This window comes from Paraburkholderia sp. HC6.4b, from assembly GCF_014200875.1.
Classification (GTDB): domain Bacteria; phylum Pseudomonadota; class Gammaproteobacteria; order Burkholderiales; family Burkholderiaceae; genus Paraburkholderia; species Paraburkholderia tuberum.
Window position 1 is genome coordinate 156292 of the sequence record NZ_JACHDC010000012.1, and the last position, 19668, is coordinate 175959.

The following is a 19668-nucleotide window of genomic DNA, read 5'->3' on the forward strand; positions in this document are numbered from 1 at the left end:
ACCCATCGGCGAAACAAAAATTCCTTGAAACCTATAGTACTTTTCCCCATGGTATTTCGTGACTAGTACAGCAGAATAGCCATGCTTATATTTCATCAACAGAAGCCGAAGCAACCATAGAACGAGTCGGTATGACCGTAGCAAGTCGCGAATCGATTGACGGCTTGCGCATTGTTCGGCCATGATGCCTGTGACGAACTGAAAGGGGCAATGACGCACGCATGACACGGGCAAACCACCAGTGAACTGCGCGAAGTCATGAACGCCTATGACGGCTTTGATATACCGCTTAAGGTAAGCAATCGATACGATCGTGCTGCGCCTGTGAGGCTCTTGACAGCGAATTGTTTGGGAACTTTAATAATTTTGCAGCAAGGTTCCATCGAAGGGATCTGATTCAACGCTGCAATCCGCCCGCATATTCATTCGTCTTCAGGTTTTGCGGAATCGTCGTGCATTCCATACAGGGCGGGTTCGTCAATTTCCTCAGTCTTGCTTCGGCATGGCGAAGCAGTTTGGCAGTTCGACAGGATGCCTGACGAACGGAGCCGGAATGACGACACATGGGTCGCGGCTGTAGTCCCGACGGCCACAACACCATTGTCGCCGATGGACTGGTTTGAACGACGTTGCCGGTCCGACAGAAGGGATGCCGCTGTTCCTCGAGTTTGACCTGGCCGTGGAAGTCGAAGCGGATGCACCCATCGGTCCACTGTTATGGGCCCCTATGAATTGCTGAGCAACCTGTAGGGTCTCGTATTCGCCGGCCCGTGAGCTACGTTGCCGCTGGGCTTACGACATGGGTTGCGCCAGCAGTCAGCCGAGAACGTCATGAATGCAAACCGCTCCGATGCACCGCGGCCTCGCCGATCAGGCGGAATCGCACTGACCGGCGCAGTGTCGTGCGCGTTGACCTGCGCGCTTGTCGTTTCACTGTCGGGCTGCCAACGGCAGACCGAAACACAGAGTGGCGATACGAGGCCAGCCGTGCAGCTCACTCGGGTCGAACCTGCCGACGCTTCCGCCATTCGCATTTTTACCGGGCGGGTCGAGCAGACCAGCATCTCGCCGCTCGCCTTCGAAGTATCGGGCCGCGTCGTGCAGATCGCGGTGCTCGAAGGCGCGTCGGTGAAACGCGGGCAACTGATCGCGCGGATCGACGAGGAACCCTACAAGCTGCAACTGCAACGCGCGAACGCGCAGTATCAGCAGCTGAGCGACAACCTGAAGCGCCAGGCGGTGCTGCGCAAGGACGGCATTCTGTCTCAGGCTGCTTATGAGCAGTTGTCGGCTTCCACCGATGCCGCACGCGCGGCACGCGACCTGGCGAGCCGCGACCTGCGCAATACCCAGCTCGTCGCGCCATTCGACGGCCGGATCGCTCGCCGCAACATCGAGATCCAGCAGGTCGTGCAGGCTGGGGCGCCCGCGTTCAATCTGGAAAACATCGGCCGTGCCGATGTCGGCGTCGATCTGCCTCAGAGCATTGCCGAACGGCTGTTCGTCGACAAGACGCTGAGAGCCGAGGCGTGGCTGCCCGGGCGGCCGCAGAACCGCTTCCCGCTCGTGTTCCGCGAACGGACCACGCAGACCTCGCCGACTTCGGCGGCCTACCGGCTCGTGTTCTCGATCGAAGGACCGCAAAGCGCGATGCTGTTCCCCGGCATGGCGCTGCGCGTACAGATTTCCGAAACGGCGCGTCAGGTCGCGCAAAACGACAACAAAGGGTACTTCGCGATTCCGATCGCCGCGGTGTCGATCGGCGCGGACGGTCAGCGCAGTCTGTGGCGCTACGACGCCGCGTCCGGCCGTGTGCATGCGGTGCCGGTCAGCGTGCGCGAAATTCGCAATGACGATGTGGTCGTCGCGGGGGCGGTTGCGGCGGGCGACCGCGTGGTGGCCGGCGGCTCGCAGTTCATGAAAGAGGGAATGGCGGTCCGTCCAATGGATGCGCCTCAATGAATCTCGCGCGCCCCCTTATCGAAAAGCCGCTGATCGCGTGGGTTCTGACGCTCATCTCGCTGTTGGGCGGCATCTTCGCGTACTACAACATCGGGCGGCTCGAAGACCCGAAGTTCACGATCAAGACTGCGGTCGTCGTGACGCTGTATCCGGGCGCGAGTGCGCACGAGGTCGAGCAGGAAGTGACGGACCGGCTCGAAAGCGCGATCCAGCAGATGCCGCAGGTCGACAGGCTGACCTCGCGTTCCACACCGGGCTACTCTGAAGTCCGCGTCGAGATTCGCGACCAGTACACGTCGGCGCAATTGCCGCAGGTGTGGGACGAGGTGCGCAAGTCGGTATCGGATGCACAGCCCCGGCTTCCGCCGGGCGCGGGACCGTCACTCGTGCTCGACCGTTTCGGCGACGTCTACGGGATGTTCTACGCGCTGACCGGCGAGGGCTACACGCAGGCGCAACTGTATGAGTACGCGCGCGAACTGCGCCGCCAACTGCTGACACTCGGCGACGTGTCCGACATCGTGATCGCCGGTGAGCAGCAGGAGCAGATCTCGGTCGACGTCGACCAGTCGCAACTGATCGCCAACGATCTGTCCACCGACGATCTTGCGCAGACGCTGTTCGTGCAGAACGAGGTTCGGCCCGCGGGACGCGAACGTGTCGGCGACCTGTCGTTGCGGATTGCGCCGTCCGGCTCGCTCGATTCGTTGCAGGCCATTCGTTCGCTGCCTGTCAACAATACGCCCGCCCCTCTGCTGCTCGGCGACATCGCGCGCGTAAGCCACGGCTACGCGACGATTCCGAACCAGGTCATTCACTATAACGGCCAGCCCGCGGTTACGATCGGTATCAGCGCGCGGCCGCGCGTCAATGTGGTGAGGGTCGGCGAGGAGCTCAAGGCGAGGCTTGCCGAACTCGAGCGTGACCTCCCGATCGGCATCAAGCTGCACTCGCTTTACGATCAGCCGCAGGTCGTCGACGAGAGCGTGCGCGGCTTTATCTTCGACGTGTTCCTGTCCGTGGCGATCGTCGGTGTCGCGCTGGGCATTGCGCTCGGCTGGCGCGCGGGCGTCGTGCTGGGCGTCGAGCTGTTCCTGTCGATCCTCGGCACGCTGCTGGTGATGTACGCGGCAGGCATCGAGCTGCAGCGTATCTCACTCGGCGCGCTGATCATCGTGATGGGCATGCTGACCGACAACAGCATCGTGGTGGTCGAGGGGATGCTCGTGAAGGTTCAACGAGGCATGTCGCATCTCCAGGCGGCGACCGAGATTCTCAAACAAAGCCAATGGCTTCTGCTCGCGTCGACCATTGTGGGGATTCTGGCTTTCTCGGGCATCGGCCTGTCGCCGGATTCGGTCGGCGAATTCTGTGCGTCGTTGTTCGCCGTCGCTGCGATTTCGCTGCTATTCAGCTGGGTGATCGCCATCGCCCTGACACCGCTGTTCGGCACGTATCTTTTCAAGCCCGCGGACATCATCGATGACGACCCGTTCAAGTCGAAGCTGTACAAGCGTTACGGCGAGCTGTTGTCATGGGTCACCCGACAGCGCGTGTTCGTGGTAATCGGCCTCGTCGCGCTGACAGTGCTGGCCGGGTGGGCGTTCCGTTTCGTCGAGCGGAGCTTCTTCCCCGCGTCGACCACGCCGATCTTCTATGTCGACATGCGTTTGCCGCGCGGCGCCGATATTCGCGCGGTGGTCGAAAAGAGCCGCGCGGTGGAGAAGGTGCTGCTCAAGCATGCGGACGTCACCAACGTGCAGACGTATATTGGCTCGGGCGCGACGCGCTTCTCCCTCGTCTACGATCCGGAAACGCGCAATCCGTCGTACGCGCAGTTCATCGTCGGCGCGAAGGACCAGAGCCTGATCGACGACATGATTCCGGACATCGAAGCGGACCTGAAGAGGCGCTTCCCAGAACAGCATTGGACGGTCACGCGGCCGAAGTTCGGTCCCGGCGGTGGCGCGGCCATTCAGGCACGCTTCTCCGGACCCGATCCGGCCGTGCTGCGCCGCTTGTCTCAAGAAGCACAGAATGTGCTGAAGGCGGACGGCCGCATCATCGCGATTCGCGACGACTGGGAGGACCCGATCAGCATCGTGCGGCCGGAATTCGACGAATCGCGGGCGCGCTCGCTCGGTGTGACGCGCCGTCAGGTTAGCGACACGATGGCTTATGCAAGCGAAGGCCTGCGGGTGGGCATCTATCGCGAAGGCGATCAGCTACTGCCGATCGTGCTGCGTTCGCCCGACTACACGCGTGGCGTCGCGGGTCTGCAGGACCTGCAGGTGTTCAGCGCGGGGCTGCGCCGTTACGTGCCGCTCGGCGACGTGGTCAACGGCTTCGCGGTCGGTACCGAGGAAGGCCAGATCGCGCGCGAAAACCGGATTCGCACGCTGACGGTTTCGGCCAACCCGATCTATGGGCAGAACAGTGTCGACGCGTTCAACCGCATACGCTCCAGCATCGAGAACATCAAGCTGCCACCGGGCTATAGCTTCGAATGGGGCGGCGAGCACGAATCGTCGACGCGCGCGCAGCAGAGCCTGTTCCGTCAACTGCCGCTCGGCTTCATCGGCATGGCGCTGCTCGTGCTGATGATGTTCGGACGCCTGAAGCCGGCGCTCGTCGTGCTGCTCGTCGTGCCGATGTCGATCGTCGGCGTCACGCTCGGTCTGCTGCTATTTCGCGGCGCGTTCGGCTTCATGGCGTTGCTCGGTCTATTGAGTCTGATCGGCATGCTGATCAAGAACGGCGTGGTGCTCGTCGAAGAGATGGATTCGCAGATCGCCGCGGGCGTGCCGCGCATGCAGGCGGTGACCCACGGCGCGATGAACCGTCTGCGGCCGGTGATACTGGGGGGCGGTACCACGGCGCTCGGCATGGCGCCGTTGTTGTGGGATCCTTTCTTCAAGGACATGGCGATCACGATTATGGCGGGCCTTGTTTTTGCCACCGTGCTGACGTTGGTCGCCGTGCCGGCGCTGTATGCGATGCTGTTCTCGATCAGGCAGGCGGAATGGGAGCCGGGTCGACACCCGGAAGCAAAATGATCCGCGCGCGCCCTTATCTTCTCGCCATCGCGGCCCTGCTGCTCGAAGCCGGCTGTACGGGTTCATTGCAGCTGCAAAAGCCCGCCGCGTTTCCGCCGCAGTATTCGGAAGCGCAACCGGGCGTGGCGACACCGATGTCCGGGCAGCAGCTCGCGGCATGGTGGACCCAGTACAACGACCCGACGCTGAACAGACTGATCGATCTCGCGCTCGCGCACAACTTCGACATCGCCACCGCTTACGCACGCGTCGATCAGGTGCAGGCCGGCATCCGCCTGGCCCGCTCGCAACTGTTGCCGTCGGTCGGTGCAAGCGTGAGCGCCGCGAAGTATCACGGCGCCGAGACGCAGCTCGAATTCGCGGAATTCCTCGGCATCAACAATACCGATGCGCAGTTCTGGCGTGTCGGCTTGCGGGCGCAATGGGAGATCGATCTGTTCGGTCAGGGACGCGCAAGGCTCTCGGCTGCACGCGAACAGGCACGCGCGGCCGCGGGCGACGCGGAGGCGGTACGCCTGAGCGTGGTGTCGGGAGTCGCGGATCTGTACGTCACCTATCGCGGGCTGCTGCGTCAGCGCGCGATTTTGCTGCAGAGCCGCGCGATCGCGGACGACTTCGTCAACATCGCCGAGAAGAGCTTTAACGCGGGTCTCGTGCTGAGTACGGACATCGAAGCAGCGCGCGCCGGCCGCGCGCAGGTCGATGCGCGTTTGCAGGACGTGGAGAACGGCATCGCACAGGCACGACTCAATTTGCAGAATCTATGCGGCGTGCAGCCTGCGGAATTCGCGGGGATTCTCGATGAAAGCGACACGCTGATGACCGCGCTGCCGCATATCGAGCCCGGCCAGCCGGTCGATCTGCTGATGCGGCGCCCGGATCTGATCGCGGCACAGGCACGCGTGAATGCGGCGCTCAGGCAGTCGGATGTCGCGCGGCTCAACTACTGGCCGACCATGTCGTTGAGCGGTTTGCTTGCACGCAATGGTTGGGAGATCGCGGGTCAAAGCCTCGGGGCCAGCACGTTCTGGCTATTCGGCGCGGCGATGGCGCTGCCGCTGATCGACTTTGGCGCGCGGCGCTCGCAGGTGGAGTCGTCGGACGCGCAGGCGCAGCAGGCCATGTCGAACTACGAAAAGACCGCGCTCGGCGCGTTCTATGACGTCGACCGTGCACTGGCGCGTTTGAACCGGCAGGACGAGTTGTTCAAGGCACGCAATGAAGAAGTCACGCGTCGCACCACGCAGTTGAGCCAGGTGCGACGTCGCTACGAACTCGGCGATACCGGCCGCGTCGATATCGATCAGGTGCGGGTTGCGCTGCTCGAAAGCCAGTCGTCGCAGGCGAGGGAAGAGGTCGGCGAACTGCAGGCACAGTTCGCGCTGTTCAGGGCGTTGGGAGGCGGCTGGTTGGCCAATCCGCCAGTGGCCTCGAATACACGAGCGCCGACGGAACCCGCGCCCGCCACCGCACCGGCACCGGCCGCACAGTGAACGACCAGGAGGAGTGCGGTCCGGTACTCGCAAGGCCGTTGGCTTCAGTCGGGGAGGACTGACAGGAGATGCGCAATGCACGCGTACCTGCTCCGCGTAAGTCCATTTCTGGAGGAAATCAGCTTCTCTGAAGGGTGGACGATGGCAACCCAGGTCGAGACGAAACTGTCGTTGCCCGCATTGACCGCGATGGTCGTCGGCTCAATGGTGGGCGCAGGGATTTTCTCGTTGCCGCGCAATTTCGCGCGCGCGACCGGACCGTTCGGCGCGGTCATTGCATGGTGCGTGGCGGGCATCGGCATGTATGCGCTGGCGCGCGTCTTTCAGGCGCTCGCGCAGCGACGGCCCGAGCTCGATGCGGGGGTGTTCGCATACGCGCGAGCGGGCTACGGCGATTATGCGGGCTTTCTATCCGCATTCGGCTACTGGATGGCCGGCTGCTTCGGCAACGTGTCGTACTGGGTGCTGATCAAATCGACGCTTGGCGCTTTCGTGCCGGCCTTCGGCAACGGCAATACGGCGACCGCGATCATCGTGTCGTCGGTGGGCATCTGGCTGTTTCATCTGGTGATGCTGCGCGGCGTCCAGCAGGCCACGATGATCAACACGATCGTCACGGTCGCGAAGTTGATTCCAATCGTGCTGTTCATCGTGATGCTGATCGCGTTGTTTCGCGCCGACATGTTTCGCGCGAATCTGTGGGAACGCAGCGATCAGATCGGCAAGGGCTTGTTCTCGCAGGTTCGCGCGACGATGCTCGTCACCGTCTTCGTGTTCGTCGGTATCGAAGGTGCGAGCGTGTACTCGCGCTATGCGAAAAAGCGCTCGGACGTCGGCGCCGCGACGATCACCGGCTTCGTCGCCGTGCTGTGTCTGCTGGTGCTGGTGACGCTGCTGCCTTACGCGAGCTTGCCGCGCGCCGATATTGCGGTGATGCGCCAGCCGTCGATGGCCGCGGTACTCGGCGCGCTGCTCGGCCCATTCGGTGTCGTGTTCGTCAGCGCCGGTCTGATCATTTCGATCCTCGGCGCGTACCTCGCATGGTCGCTGATCTGTGCCGAGGTGCTGTTCGCCGCCGCGCGTCTCGAGACGATGCCGCGTATCTTCGCGCGACAAAACGAGCGCAAGCTGCCGGTCGCCGCGATCTGGCTCACGAGTACCGTGGTGCAGTGTTTCGTAATCAGCACGTACTGGTCGACCGACGCGTTTGCGCTGATGCTCAATCTCACGAGCTCGATGGTGCTGATTCCTTATTTTCTCGTGGCCGCATACGGCATCAAGGCCGCGCGTTACGATAGTGGACAGAATGGCGGCACCTTGAGCGGCGCGTTGCGCACCGAGTATTTCGTCGCGATGTTCGCGACGTTGTATACGGCCTTTCTGCTGTTCGCGGGCGGCCTGAAGTTCCTGATGCTATCGGCGCTGCTTTATGCGCCCGGTACGGTGCTGTATGTGGTGGCCAAACGCGAGCGCGGCCATCGGGTGTTTTCGAAAGTCGAGTGGGTCATCTTTGCCGTCGCGGCCTGCGGCGCGATTGGCGCGCTGATCGGCCTCGCGACCGGCACGATCGTCATCTGAGCGGTCGATCATCGTAGTCGCACGAGCGCGGCTCGATCGGAACGTGTTCGCGGGAGAGCGATCGCAGCAATGGACAAGCGCGTCAGACTTTCAGCGCCGGGCCTGATGGCAATGGTGATCGGCTCGATGGTCGGGGTGGGCGTCTTTTCGCTGCCGCAGGCGCTCGGCAAATATACCGGCGTAGTCGGTTCGTTGATCAGCTGGACCATCACCGGCTCCGGCATGCTGATACTCGCGCTGATCTTTCAACGGCTCGCATGGCGCAAGCCGGAACTCGACGCTGGCGTCTACACGTATGCGCGCGTCGGGTTTGGACGCTACACGGGATTTCTGTCGGCGTTCGGTTACTGGTGCGCCAGCTGTCTCGGCAACGTGGCGTATCTCGTGCTGATCAAGTCCGCGCTCGCGATCGTCGCGCCTTCATTCGGCGCTGGCAATACGTTTAGCGCGATCGTCAGTTCCTCGCTGATGATCTGGGTGTTTCACTTTCTGATACTGCGCGGCGTGAAGGGCTCGTCGGTAGTGAATGCGTCGATGACGGCCGCCAAGTTGTTCGCGCTTGGACTGTTCGCGGTGCTCGTGCTATCGAGTGTCAAGTGGCAGTTGTTCATCGCGAACCTGTGGACCGTTCCCGAGCCGTCGGCGACCGGTCTGTTCGGCGAGGTGCGCAAGACGATGTTGGGCACGGTATTCGTGTTTCTCGGCGTCGAAGGCGCGAGTGTCTATTCACGGCATGCACGCGAACGGCGCGACGTCGGGGTCGCGACCGTCCTCGGCTTTCTCTGCGTGCTTGCGTTGATGGTCATGGTCACGATGTTGTCGTATGGCGTGTTGCCGCTCGAGCAGTTGGGCACGCTGAAAAATCCGTCGATGGCTGGCGTGCTGAGCGCCGCGGTCGGCGCCTGGGGCGCGGTCGCGGTCAAGCTCGGCCTGTTGATATCGGTACTCGGTTCTTATCTCGCATGGACGTTGCTCGCCGCCGAAATTCTGCACGCGGCGGGCAAGAGCCGCACGATGCCCGCGTTTCTCGGGCGAGAAAACCGCAACCACGTACCGGTCGCCGCACTGTGGATGACGAGCCTCGTGATTCAGGCCTTTCTGATCGTGACGCTGTTTTCGAAAGAAGCGTTCACGCTGGCCAAGGAGTTCACGACGTCGATGAACCTGATCCCGTATCTGCTCGTCGCCGGCTATGGGTTGAAGCTCGCAGCGAGCGGCGAATCGTATGCGGGGCAGCCGTGGTCACGGCGCATCGATTTCATGCTCGCGCTGCTGGGCTGCGGATACGCGCTCTTTCTCGTGTACGCGGGCGGCCTGCATTATCTGTTGATGTCGACCGTGCTTTATACGGCGGCGACCGTGTGGTTTTACATCGCCGAGCGTCGCAAGGGGAAACGGCCTGTGTTTACGCTGCTCGAACGCTGGCTGTTCATTGTGGTTCTGCTTACCGGGCTGGTCGCGTTCGTCGATCTCGTGCGCAATCATTTTGCGGCCTAAGGCTTCCGCTCGCGCGCCGCGCGGCTCACATGATCGCGGCCTGGCGAATGCAGCGGATGAAATGGTCGGCCGGGCGCCACCGTCGATGTCATCCGGCCATACACAACAGGAAAACGAAATGAACGCACAGAAATGGCTGAAGCTGGTTTGCGCGAGCGCGGTCGTGTTCCGCTTGCCTGACTGCGCACGCGCAGCCGCAAGCGGGCGGATCGGGTCCCGCGGCACAAGCTGCGGCGAGTTCGGCGCCAACCGCGGGCGAGATCAAGGCTACCAACCGGCAACTCGTGCGGGACGTACGCCGCGCATTCAGAAACGCACGAAGCCAGGGACTACGGGCCAGCAACATTACAGCGCGCGCGGATAACGGCGTCGTGACATTGACGGGCAGCGCGCCGACCGCGGACCTGCTGTCGCGCGGTCCGCTAGAAGAAACACGGCGGTGACGCCGGCGGCGATGGGGCATTGCGACGGGCCGACTGGGGTGGATGTTGAAAGCACTTCTTGCACCTATGACGCATATAGGACTCTGCTGATTTTTTTGCTTGTTAGCGCATCGTACAATCCGCCTCTGCGCAAGGCGAAGACGTTTTAATTCCTCGCCGACGAGTTGGGGTGCGTCGCGCTATCCCATCTTCATGATTGATCCATGCTAGGTTGTATGCCCAAAAATTGCTTTGTCTTTACCAAAGCACACCGGCTTTCTCACCGATTTTGCATCGTTTAAAAAACAGTGGTTCGAAAACTTCTATTTGCGTGGTGCCAAAATGCTTTTGTGGAACGATCAAGACAATTTGATATGCGCTATTTGGACCGCGCCGACTTGTGCGCTTAGATGATAGGCGTTCCCGACGCCGTTCGCTTCATTAGAAGCAGGAAGGTTGCGGCTCTCGATCTTGCTGCTGAGGTGTGCGGCTAGGCCCACGCAAACGCAGCGTCCCGTGGCGACACACAGGATCAGGGAAGTCGACGAGCGGATGGGACGAGATGCCCTGCGCCTTTCTCATCATGTAACGGCGTGAAATGACATGGTACTTTGGTGACAAGTCATGCAGGGTGTTTCGGCAAGGAAAAGGTATTCACCTGCGTGGTATGGAGTGTGAGTGAACAAAATAAGAGTGGGTATCGCCGACGATCATCCATTTATTCTCCTCGGCGTCGAGCATCTTCTTCAGCGTTGTCCTGACATCCAGGTCTGCTTCAAAAGCGAAAGTATCGGCCTGCTTCTCCAGCGGTTGGTTGAAGTGCCGGTCGATGTTCTTGTGTGCGACTACGAATTCGAAGGCGATCCGTATGCCGACGGTCTCAATCTTCTTGACCGGATCCGGCGTGTCGCCCCATCCTTACGAGTAGTTTTTCTGAGCACGCATTCTTCCACGCACATCATTTCAGCCGCGCTCAACGCGGGGGCGGCCGGCTTCGTCGGTAAGGGTCCCGAGGGCTTTGTCAGCCTTACTGCTGCCGTTCGCGTTGCCAAAAATAAAAGCGTGTTTCTGCCTGATTCCATTGCGGACAAGATGTTGCGCGCAACGGGGCGCGCAGCGCAAGGCGGATCTTCTCTCAATTTGCTATCTGAAAAAGAATCGACGGTCGTGCGAATGATCTGCGACGGGATGTCGATCGCAACAATTGCCGAGCGGCTCAATCGCAGTCCGAAGACCGTGAGCAATCAGAAGAACGCTGGCATGAAGAAGCTCGGTGCCAGAAACGACGTAGAACTCGTCACAATCGTGCGCGAGTGGTCCTGCTCGTAGCAATTGCCGCGATTCTCAGGCGGATTCTGTCGTTCTCGTAGCGCCTTCTCCCTATCGTAGGGTGGTCCTGTGACCTGTTCAGTTCGAGGAATCGACACGCCGTTTCTCGACTGACCTATTTTGGTCTTTCATTTTGGGTATTGGCCCATTAACACCGATCTTCTTCAATGAGATCATTCCTCTGCCTTGACGATCGCTGGACGTCCCGGCTTTACAAGGGTTTGTAGTTCTGAAATGGCAACAAAGAGGAATCTCATGAAAAAACAAGTAACGCAACTCATGATCGCGCTGATGGGCCTGTCCGTCGCGCCGATGGTTTTCGCTCAAGCTGTACCGGGCACAGGTCAGGTAACGTTCAATGGAGAACTGTATGACGACACCTGTGTGATCAACTCGGGTGACGAGGACCAAACGGTCACGCTGCCTCGGGTGTCTTCGCAGGCGCTGCCTGCGGCTGGCGTAACCGGCGGGTCCAAGCCGTTCACCATTTCGGTGTCCAAGTGCCCGGCAACGCTGACCCATGTCGCGGCGCATTTCGAGACCACGAACATGGACCCGGTTACGCGTAATGCCATTAACCAGGCAACTACCTTGCCGGCCGGGAACGTCGAAGTGCAATTGCTTGACCACAATGGCACGAGTGGCGAGGAGTCGGTGCTTCCGCTGGGCAGCGCGGGCGAGTTCGTTGCTGTTGGGAACGACGGTACGGCAACGATGTACTACGCCGGCCAGTACTATGCAACAGGCAGAGCCACGGCCGGTAACGTGACGGCTGTTGTTCGCTACACGTTGGCATACCAGTAAGCGAATCTAAGCCGAATGGCATCGGGTTGCTCTTCTAGTTCGAGGGCAACCCGAAGTGGCATTCCGCTTATCTGTCGCGTGGAGGAGCGAGTGTCTTCAATGAAGTTTCCAATGTTGTTCGCCGCAGCTGTCGCCTTAAGTGTGACCTCGTTTGCTGCACAAGCTGCTATCACCATTACCGGTACCCGAGTTATTTATCCGGCGCAAAACCGCGAAGTCAATGTTCGTTTGAACAATGTTGACAGCCGTCCGGTCCTGGTCCAGGCATGGCTGGACGACGGCGATGCGGCCGCTGCCCCGAATGAAATCAAGGTGCCGTTCACGTTACTGCCGGCGGTATTTCGGGTCGAGCCTCACAGAGGGCAGGCTTTGCGCATCCTGTTCATAGGCGGCGACATGCCGAAGGACCGTGAGGCTGTCTATTGGCTGAACGTTCTCGAAATTCCGCCGAAGCCTAAGGACGCTGATGACCGGAACATGATTCAGCTCGCGTTCCGAACGCGTATCAAGATGTTCTACCGGCCGGTATCGTTGCTCGATGACCCAACGGCGGGGCGGGCCCAGCTGAAGTGGCATGTCGAGGCAAATGACAAAGGTCAGAGCATCGTTCGTCTGGACAACCCATCGCCCTACTACATTTCCGTCGGCACGGCAGAGGTAGAAACGGCAGGCAGGAAAGTCGCTCTTTTGCCCGATATGGCACCGCCGTTCGGGCACGTCGATCTCCGTCCACAAGATGGAAAGCTGGATATCAAAGCTCCTGCCACCGTTTCCTATACGGTTCTGAACGACTTCGGTACAGCGGTCAAGGACTCGGCGGAAGTGACAGGTGCGCAAAGCGCGGAAGCGCAAAAGAATCAATAATTGAAATACGGGATGTCGGGCGTGCGGAATAGTAAGACGGCGGTTGAAAGAGTATTCAGTAATGTCCCTTTCCGGTTTCACCCACTGGCTTGGGCGGCAATCATAGCGTCGGGCTGGGTCTTTTGCCCAAATTCCGCGGTCGCCGCGTGCGCGCCGGACTCAGCGGTGACGCCATCCAGCGACTGCTCGGCGTCCGAGTTGCCGCAACAGGCAGCCGGTGTCGACGGAGAGGCTGCGCGTACGGATGCGTCATCTACCACGGCGACATCAAATGCGCCCGCTGCGGAAGTTCCGCAAGAAGTCGAGTTCAATCCAGCATTCTTTACGGGCAACGTCGCCGATTTGTCACGCTATACGCGAGGCAATCCTGTTGCTCCCGGTGTTTATCCGCTCGAACTGCTCGTCAATGGTAAGAAGCGTGGACGCTTCGATGTCCTGTTTCAGGCAGTGCCGGGCTCGGATATCGCAACGCCCTGTTTCACGATGCCTGGCCTGGAGCGCGCTGGCGTAGATACCGAGCGCGTGGCCCAGCGGTTGAAGGAAGCAGGAAAGGGCGACTTCGACGATACGGACGCGTCAGTGCAATGCGTCCCGCTGGTTGAAGCCGTACCGGGATCGGTTGCATCGTTCAACACCGCCGACCTGCAACTCGATCTGTCGATTCCACAGATCGAATTGCGCAAGGAGGCTGCCGGTTACGTCGATCCGTCCCGTTGGGACAACGGGATCAACGCAGGCTTCGTGCAATACAGTCTCGCCGGCTATACGACTCACCAGAACAATGGTAGCGGAGACTTCAGCAGTGTCTACCTCGGTCTGCAAAGCGGATTCAACGTGAACGGCTGGCGTTTCCGCCAGTGGTCCACGGTAAGCTCGCAGAACCGGGGTTCCGGCACGCATTGGCAAAGTGTCGCGCTGTTTGCGCAACACGATGTCACGGCGCTTAAGAGCCAACTGACGATCGGCGACAGTTCGACGAGCGGTGACGTCTTCGACTCATTCAACGTGCGTGGCGTCCAGCTTTCGAGCGACGACCGCATGTTGCCGGATTCCATGCGCTCCTACGCGCCGGTTGTGCGTGGCGTGGCTGATACCAATGCACGCATCATCGTGCGTCAGAACAACATCATCGTGGCCGAGACCAGCGTGCCGCCGGGGCCGTTTGAACTGAACGACCTGCCGGCTACGGGTTATGGCGGCGACCTTCAGGTCACTATTACAGAATCCGACGGCCGTCAGCGGACTTTTCTGGTGCCGTTTGCGTCCGTCCCGCAGTTGCTGCGGCCTGGTGTTGCACGTTTCAATCTGACGACCGGTGTCTATCGCGATACCGTGCTGAATAACCATCCGTGGGTGGCGCAGGCGGTTTATCAGCGCGGCCTGACAAACCTGTTGACCGGCTACACCGGTGCACAGTTTGCGGAAGGTTACTGGGCTGGCCTGGTGGGTGTCGCGCTCAATACGCCGCTCGGCGCATTCGCGTTTGACGTAACGGCGGCGGGAACGAATATTCCCGGCGTGTCTGGTGGTCGTCCCGGTTACAGTACGCGGATCAGCTACAGCAAGCTCCTTCCAGGGCCCAACACGAATTTTTCGGTTGCGGCTTACCGATACTCGACCTCACGCTTCTATAGCCTGCATGACGCGATGTACGCGCGATATGGCTCCCGAGACACCACGGGTCAGTATGACTACCGCACGCGCAGCCGTCTGCAGCTGAATATCAACCAGCCAATCGGCGAGTCGAGTTCTTTTTATATCGCCGGCAGTTCGCAGAACTACTGGGGCGCGTCGAAGGGCTACGATCTGCAATATCAGGTTGGTTTCAACAGCGCGTACAAGCGGGTGTCCTACTCGCTATATGCGCAACGCACGCGCCTGCAAAACTCGAAGATCAGCACGCAGGTAGGTTTGAACCTGACGATTCCGCTCGGCAAGGTCGACTCGAACGAGCATCATATGTTCGACTATCTGACCACCAACGTTTCGCGCGGCTCGAACGGGGATAGCACAATTCAGGCCACTGCGTCGGGCAACACGACCGGAGCCACGCCGATCACCTACGGTGTCAACGCGTCACGGATCGTCGCCGGCGACAATCGGACCGTTTCCGCGGGTGGTTACGCGATGTATCGCGCGCCGTTCGCTACTTACAACGTCAATGCATCGATCAGCAATCAGACCCGTCAAGCCGCGTTCAACGCCGACGGCGCGGTCGTCGTTCACAGTGGCGGCATGACGCTGAGCCCGCCGCTTGGGCAGGCGTTCGCGCTCGTCGAAGCGAAAGGCGCGGAAGGCGGCCGGATCATCAATGGCCAGGGTGCAAGGATTGACGCTAACGGCTATGCGGTGGTGTCGTCGCTGATGCCATACCGGGTCAACACGGTCGCGCTGGATCCGAGCGACGTGTCGCTCGACGTTGAACTGGGCAACACGAGTGAGGAAGTCGTGCCGCGCGCGAGTTCGCTCGTCAAGGTGAAGATTGCGACCACGCAGGGCACGCCGATTTTCGCCGAGGTTTTGGATCGGGAAGGCAAAGCCATGCCGATGGGCACCGAGTTATTCGACGAGTCCGAGAAATCGGTGGGCATCGTCGGTCAGGGTGGCCTCTCGTACCTGCGCGGCCTCGAGCACGAAGGCAAGCTGCTGGTGCGCTGGGGCAATCGCGCAGCGGAGCAGTGCGTGATGCCCTACACGATGCCGGACGACGACAAGGCGGACAGCGGTCAGCGCGCGGGGATCGTTGCGCGCATCAAGCTGAGCTGTGATCCAGCGCTAATCTGGTCTCCGCCGGCAAAGTCCGTAGCGCGACGTTCAGCGGGCGCGGCGCTTGTCAGTTCGCTTCGCTGAAGTGCGAAGGTCGATACCCGGTCAGCTCCAGCGCTGCGGCTTAGATGATTCCGCCGACAGTAGAGGTCAGAAAATGAAAAATATTTGTAGATACTTTCGGATTGCCGGACTAATTTCCGGATTGATCGCAGGTGCGCTGTTGGGATCGGTTTGCGTACATGCGCAAGGCTCGCCTTCGGTCACGCTCAATTTTAGTGGCACCTATAACGCGACGACGTGTGCGCTGGTGAGTTCGCCCGACATGACGGTCACGTTGCCGACGCTTTCGACGCAATCGCTGCCGACGGCCGGAGTTATAGATCGCGGCTCAAAGTTCTTTACCATCACGATCCAATGTCCAAGCGGTGTAACGGGGGCGCGCGTGTATTTCGAGAGCGGTTCGTCGACCGATCCCAACACCGGGAATCTGGACCTGCAGAATGCGAGCGGGGCGGCGTCGGCAACGAATGTACAGGTCATGCTGGCCAATGAGGACGGATCGCGGATCAAGGTCGGCGACCGGTCTACGATGAGAGTCGTTCCGATCACGTCCACGGATCCAACGCCGGTGAAGTTCATTGCCAGCTACTACGCAACCGGTCGGGCCACGGCTGGCACCGTCAATACATTCGTCACCTATGTCGTCGAAATGCCCTGAGGGTGCCGGCGCGAATACGTTTCTTATTATGTTTGACTCAACAGTCGCGCTCATGCGAGCGACTGCGTTGCATGCAGCACTGCTGTCCGACGGCGCGGAGCTGCCGGCTATTCCTTTTTGGCGCGCGCGTTGCAGTACGTTGGTCGAGACGCTACAGCAGCAAATGCTGGATCGAACTTTTCCGGCAACGGACATCCGGGAAGTCAGCCTCGCACAATGCGTTCTGCTAGATGAACTGACGTTGCATGCATTGCCGTCCAGGCAGCGCGAGGAATGGTTGCGTGACCCGCTGCAGATGCGTTTTCATGGCGTGCGTGATGGCGCCGCATGGGTATGGCACCGGATCGAGGCGGTGGTGGACGGCGGCGATCCGGACCCCGCCAGACTTGAGTTCTACACCATGTTGCTGGGGCTGGGCTTCGACGGCGGACGAGAAAACGCCAACGCATATCTGGAGCGTGCGAAATCGGCGTTGAACGGGCATCCGCGTAATAAGGCGGCGTTCTCCATACCCGACGCACCGGATAACGCCATGCCACCGACCAATTCGCTTCGGCCGTCGGACGTGTCACGCATCTCACATTCACGCAGAACCGCCGGCGGGGTGATTGCTGGTGCGGTTGCCATCGCGTCACTATGGACGGCGATGGACCTTAGTCTGGACGTTGCGGTACGCGGTCTACCTCAAACGTCGCCGCCGCAGAGTAGTCCTATGCAGACGGAGCGTTCGCAATGATTTCCGGAAACAGCTACCGGGCGGCGCTGATCTGGATCGCTGTCTCCGTAGTTGGACTGATATGGCTATGTTTGCCGCTTGCTCTCCAACCATCGTGGCCCGTTGTGCTCAGTCTTGTTCTGTTGACGGCGGCGGGCGCCGCCGTTTTGCCAGCTTACGGGCGATCGCATCCGACTCACGAGGATCAGGATTTTCAGCTCGGGAACGTGCGTCAGTTATCGATCGTTCTCGTCGTCGGGCCGCATGCCGGCGCGTTGTTTGCACGCGATGGCCAGACATCCGCACTGCGACGTAACGGTGATGCGCTGTGGTTGCGTGTCCGGTCCCCGCAGCAGTTGTCCAGCGTGTTGGCCACGGTGATGGAGTCGCATCAACGTCCGCCGGATGCCGTGTTGATGCCCGTTGTTCCCGACGGTGAGTGCGACGATGCTGTGATTCGCCGCGAATTTTCCCGCTGGAAGCATCAAATCGACGCTTGCATGGGTCCCCGGGCGTTCGTATTACCCTGCTATATCGCGATCTACGCGTACCTCGGCTCGAATAGCGGCCACGCAGTGGAACCGGTCTGGTTCGGCGATGCCATGAATATCTCGACGATGCAACCCGCGACCGCAACCGCGCGGCAACATGTGCAAGCGCTCAGGCAACAGCTGGATCAGGCCTGGCTCGCTGTCGCCCACCCGGAACGTGCGTCGCGTGCCGGTCTGGGGCATGCAGTGTTCGACTGGCTAGAAGATGAGGCGCTGCTATCGATACTTTCATCGCTCGCGAACACCGCGCCGTTCTCGCTGCGCGGCTTGCTGTTGGCCGACATCGGACACCCGCCGATGCGTCCAGGCGCATGGACGCGATGGCTCACCGGCAAGACCGCGCTGCGGCCGCTGCTGACGAGGCCGGAGGCTCAACCGAAGCCGCTGTCTCTGCCTTTACTTACGACCATCGCGCGGAACGACAGATTCCGCGTTTCGAAGAGCGAGTGGGCCCGGTCGTATTCCGGAAGCTTGCACGCGTTGGCTGCGTCGGCGGTCGTCCTGATGGTGTCGATTGGTGTCTCCGCATGGTCGAACAGCAGGTTGGTCACGCGAGTCGCCGACGATCTCGAGGTTTACACGCATATACCCACAGCCCGCGCGGATGCGAAGCATGAGCGATTCGAATCGTTGCGCAGACAATCCGCCGAGCTGGCTCGCTATGCGAGCAACGGTGTGCCGACGGGGCTCGGCTGGGGACTGTATCGGGGCAAGCAGTTGCAAGTCGCGCTTGAACGCGTGACCGCGACATCGCATTCCCCGACAATCGCCGCGCATTCCCCGCCCCTTGCTGTGACGATCGACAGCCTCTTGTTATTCGACAGCGGCAAGACGACGCTCAAGTCAGGTGCAGAGCCAAGGCTCCACACGGTTCTCGATCTGATTCGCGCGAATCCCGACAAGCGAATTCTCATCGCGGGTCATACTGACAACGTGGGTGCCAGCGTCGCGAATCAAAAGCTCTCCGAGGCACGCGCGCGGGCCATCCGCGATTGGTTCGTCAACACGGCTACGTTGCCCGTCACACGTTTCGCAATTCAGGGGTATGGCGATACCCGGCCGATCGCCGGCAACGAAACTAGTCAGGGGCGCGAGATGAATCGTCGTGTCGAAATCACCGTTGTTCCCGATTCAGGCACGCACTGAAAGTACTCGTCGCGGGTAGCCCTCTGGGAACCTGCGTTCGCGCACGCCAACCCGGCCTCTCTTTTGCGAACGGGACAGACTTTTGGGCAACCGCCCATATCGCCGCGCTGCTCCGAGACATAACATCATCAGCTTGCGGATTTCATACGAAAGCGAGCGGTGTCGCCGCTCCTTCTTTTATTTGAGCGAACAACCTCAGAGCACTATGTCGGCTTCTACCAGTTCTCAAAAATTCATCGCACGTAATCGTGCCCCCCGCGTCCAGATTGAATACGACGTCGAAATTTACGGTTCGGAAAAGAGAGTCGAACTCCCGTTCGTGATGGGCGTCCTCGCCGACTTGTCGGGCAAGCCGCTCGAACCGTTGCCCGCCGTCGGCGATCGTAAGTTCTTCGATATCGACATCGAGAACTTCGATGAGCGAATGAAGGCCATGAAACCGCGTGTCGCGTTCGCGGTGCCCAACACGCTGACGAACGAAGGTCATCTGATGGTCGATATCACGTTCGAAAGCATGGACGACTTCTCGCCCGCAGCCGTCGCGAAGAAGGTTGACGCGCTTGCGCAGCTACTCGAGGCGCGTACGCAACTGGCCAATCTGCAAACGTATATGGATGGCAAAAGTGGCGCGGAAAACCTGGTCAGCAAGGTGTTGAGAGACCCAGCGTTACTCGAAGCGCTCGCAAAGGCGCCAAAGCCGGAAGCGGCATCCACCGGCGAACCGGTGACCAACGAATGATTTTTGCTTTCCGCACGAAAGCACA

General features: G+C 60.5%; 13 protein-coding genes. All 13 read left to right on the plus strand.

From position 1 onward, the window contains the following. Positions 1–987 precede the first annotated feature (987 nt). The 13 genes from HDG34_RS19540 (at position 988) to tssB (ending at position 19643) form a co-directional block, all read left to right on the plus strand. Positions 988–1962 carry an efflux RND transporter periplasmic adaptor subunit gene (locus HDG34_RS19540; protein ID WP_184061764.1) on the plus strand — a complete coding sequence of 325 codons (975 nt, stop codon included), beginning with the start codon at positions 988–990 and terminating at the stop codon, positions 1960–1962. Further along, complete coding sequence (locus HDG34_RS19545; RefSeq protein WP_184061765.1) at positions 1959–5018, plus strand: efflux RND transporter permease subunit; 3060 nt, start codon at positions 1959–1961, stop codon at positions 5016–5018. Before HDG34_RS19540 ends, HDG34_RS19545 begins: the two co-directional genes overlap by 4 nt. Beyond that, a complete protein-coding gene (locus HDG34_RS19550) occupies positions 5015–6511 on the plus strand; it encodes an efflux transporter outer membrane subunit (protein WP_184061766.1) in 1497 nt (498 codons plus the stop codon). The genes HDG34_RS19545 and HDG34_RS19550 overlap by 4 nt, the downstream gene beginning before the upstream one ends. A 141-nt stretch (positions 6512–6652) precedes the next feature. Then, positions 6653–8089: a basic amino acid/polyamine antiporter gene (locus HDG34_RS19555; protein ID WP_184061829.1), complete on the plus strand. Its 1437-nt coding sequence runs from the start codon at positions 6653–6655 to the stop codon at positions 8087–8089. Between the two features lie 69 nt (positions 8090–8158). After that, positions 8159–9586: a basic amino acid/polyamine antiporter gene (locus HDG34_RS19560; RefSeq protein ID WP_184061767.1), complete on the plus strand. Its 1428-nt coding sequence runs from the start codon at positions 8159–8161 to the stop codon at positions 9584–9586. A 1100-nt stretch (positions 9587–10686) separates the two neighbouring features. Continuing rightward, positions 10687–11337 carry a response regulator transcription factor gene (locus HDG34_RS19565; protein ID WP_184061768.1) on the plus strand — a complete coding sequence of 217 codons (651 nt, stop codon included), beginning with the start codon at positions 10687–10689 and terminating at the stop codon, positions 11335–11337. A gap of 255 nt (positions 11338–11592) precedes the next feature. Further along, a complete protein-coding gene (locus HDG34_RS19570) occupies positions 11593–12141 on the plus strand; it encodes a fimbrial protein (RefSeq protein WP_184061769.1) in 549 nt (182 codons plus the stop codon). Between the two features lie 99 nt (positions 12142–12240). Continuing rightward, positions 12241–13005, plus strand: coding sequence for a fimbria/pilus periplasmic chaperone (locus HDG34_RS19575; RefSeq protein ID WP_260321238.1), 765 nt, complete (start codon positions 12241–12243; stop codon positions 13003–13005). 12 nt (positions 13006–13017) lie between these two features. Beyond that, on the plus strand, positions 13018–15855 hold the full coding sequence (locus tag HDG34_RS19580) for a fimbria/pilus outer membrane usher protein (RefSeq protein WP_184061831.1): 2838 nt from the start codon (positions 13018–13020) through the stop codon (positions 15853–15855). Positions 15856–15928: 73 nt separating this feature from the next. Then, on the plus strand, positions 15929–16492 hold the full coding sequence (locus tag HDG34_RS19585; protein WP_184061770.1) for a fimbrial protein: 564 nt from the start codon (positions 15929–15931) through the stop codon (positions 16490–16492). Positions 16493–16544: 52 nt separating this feature from the next. Next, positions 16545–17228, plus strand: coding sequence for a DotU family type IV/VI secretion system protein (locus HDG34_RS19590; protein ID WP_260321239.1), 684 nt, complete (start codon positions 16545–16547; stop codon positions 17226–17228). After that, on the plus strand, positions 17225–18904 hold the full coding sequence (locus HDG34_RS19595; RefSeq protein WP_184061772.1) for an OmpA family protein: 1680 nt from the start codon (positions 17225–17227) through the stop codon (positions 18902–18904). The genes HDG34_RS19590 and HDG34_RS19595 overlap by 4 nt, the downstream gene beginning before the upstream one ends. Positions 18905–19109: 205 nt before the next feature. Further along, complete coding sequence (gene tssB, locus HDG34_RS19600) at positions 19110–19643, plus strand: type VI secretion system contractile sheath small subunit (protein WP_184045111.1); 534 nt, start codon at positions 19110–19112, stop codon at positions 19641–19643. The last annotated feature ends 25 nt before the right edge of the window (positions 19644–19668 follow it).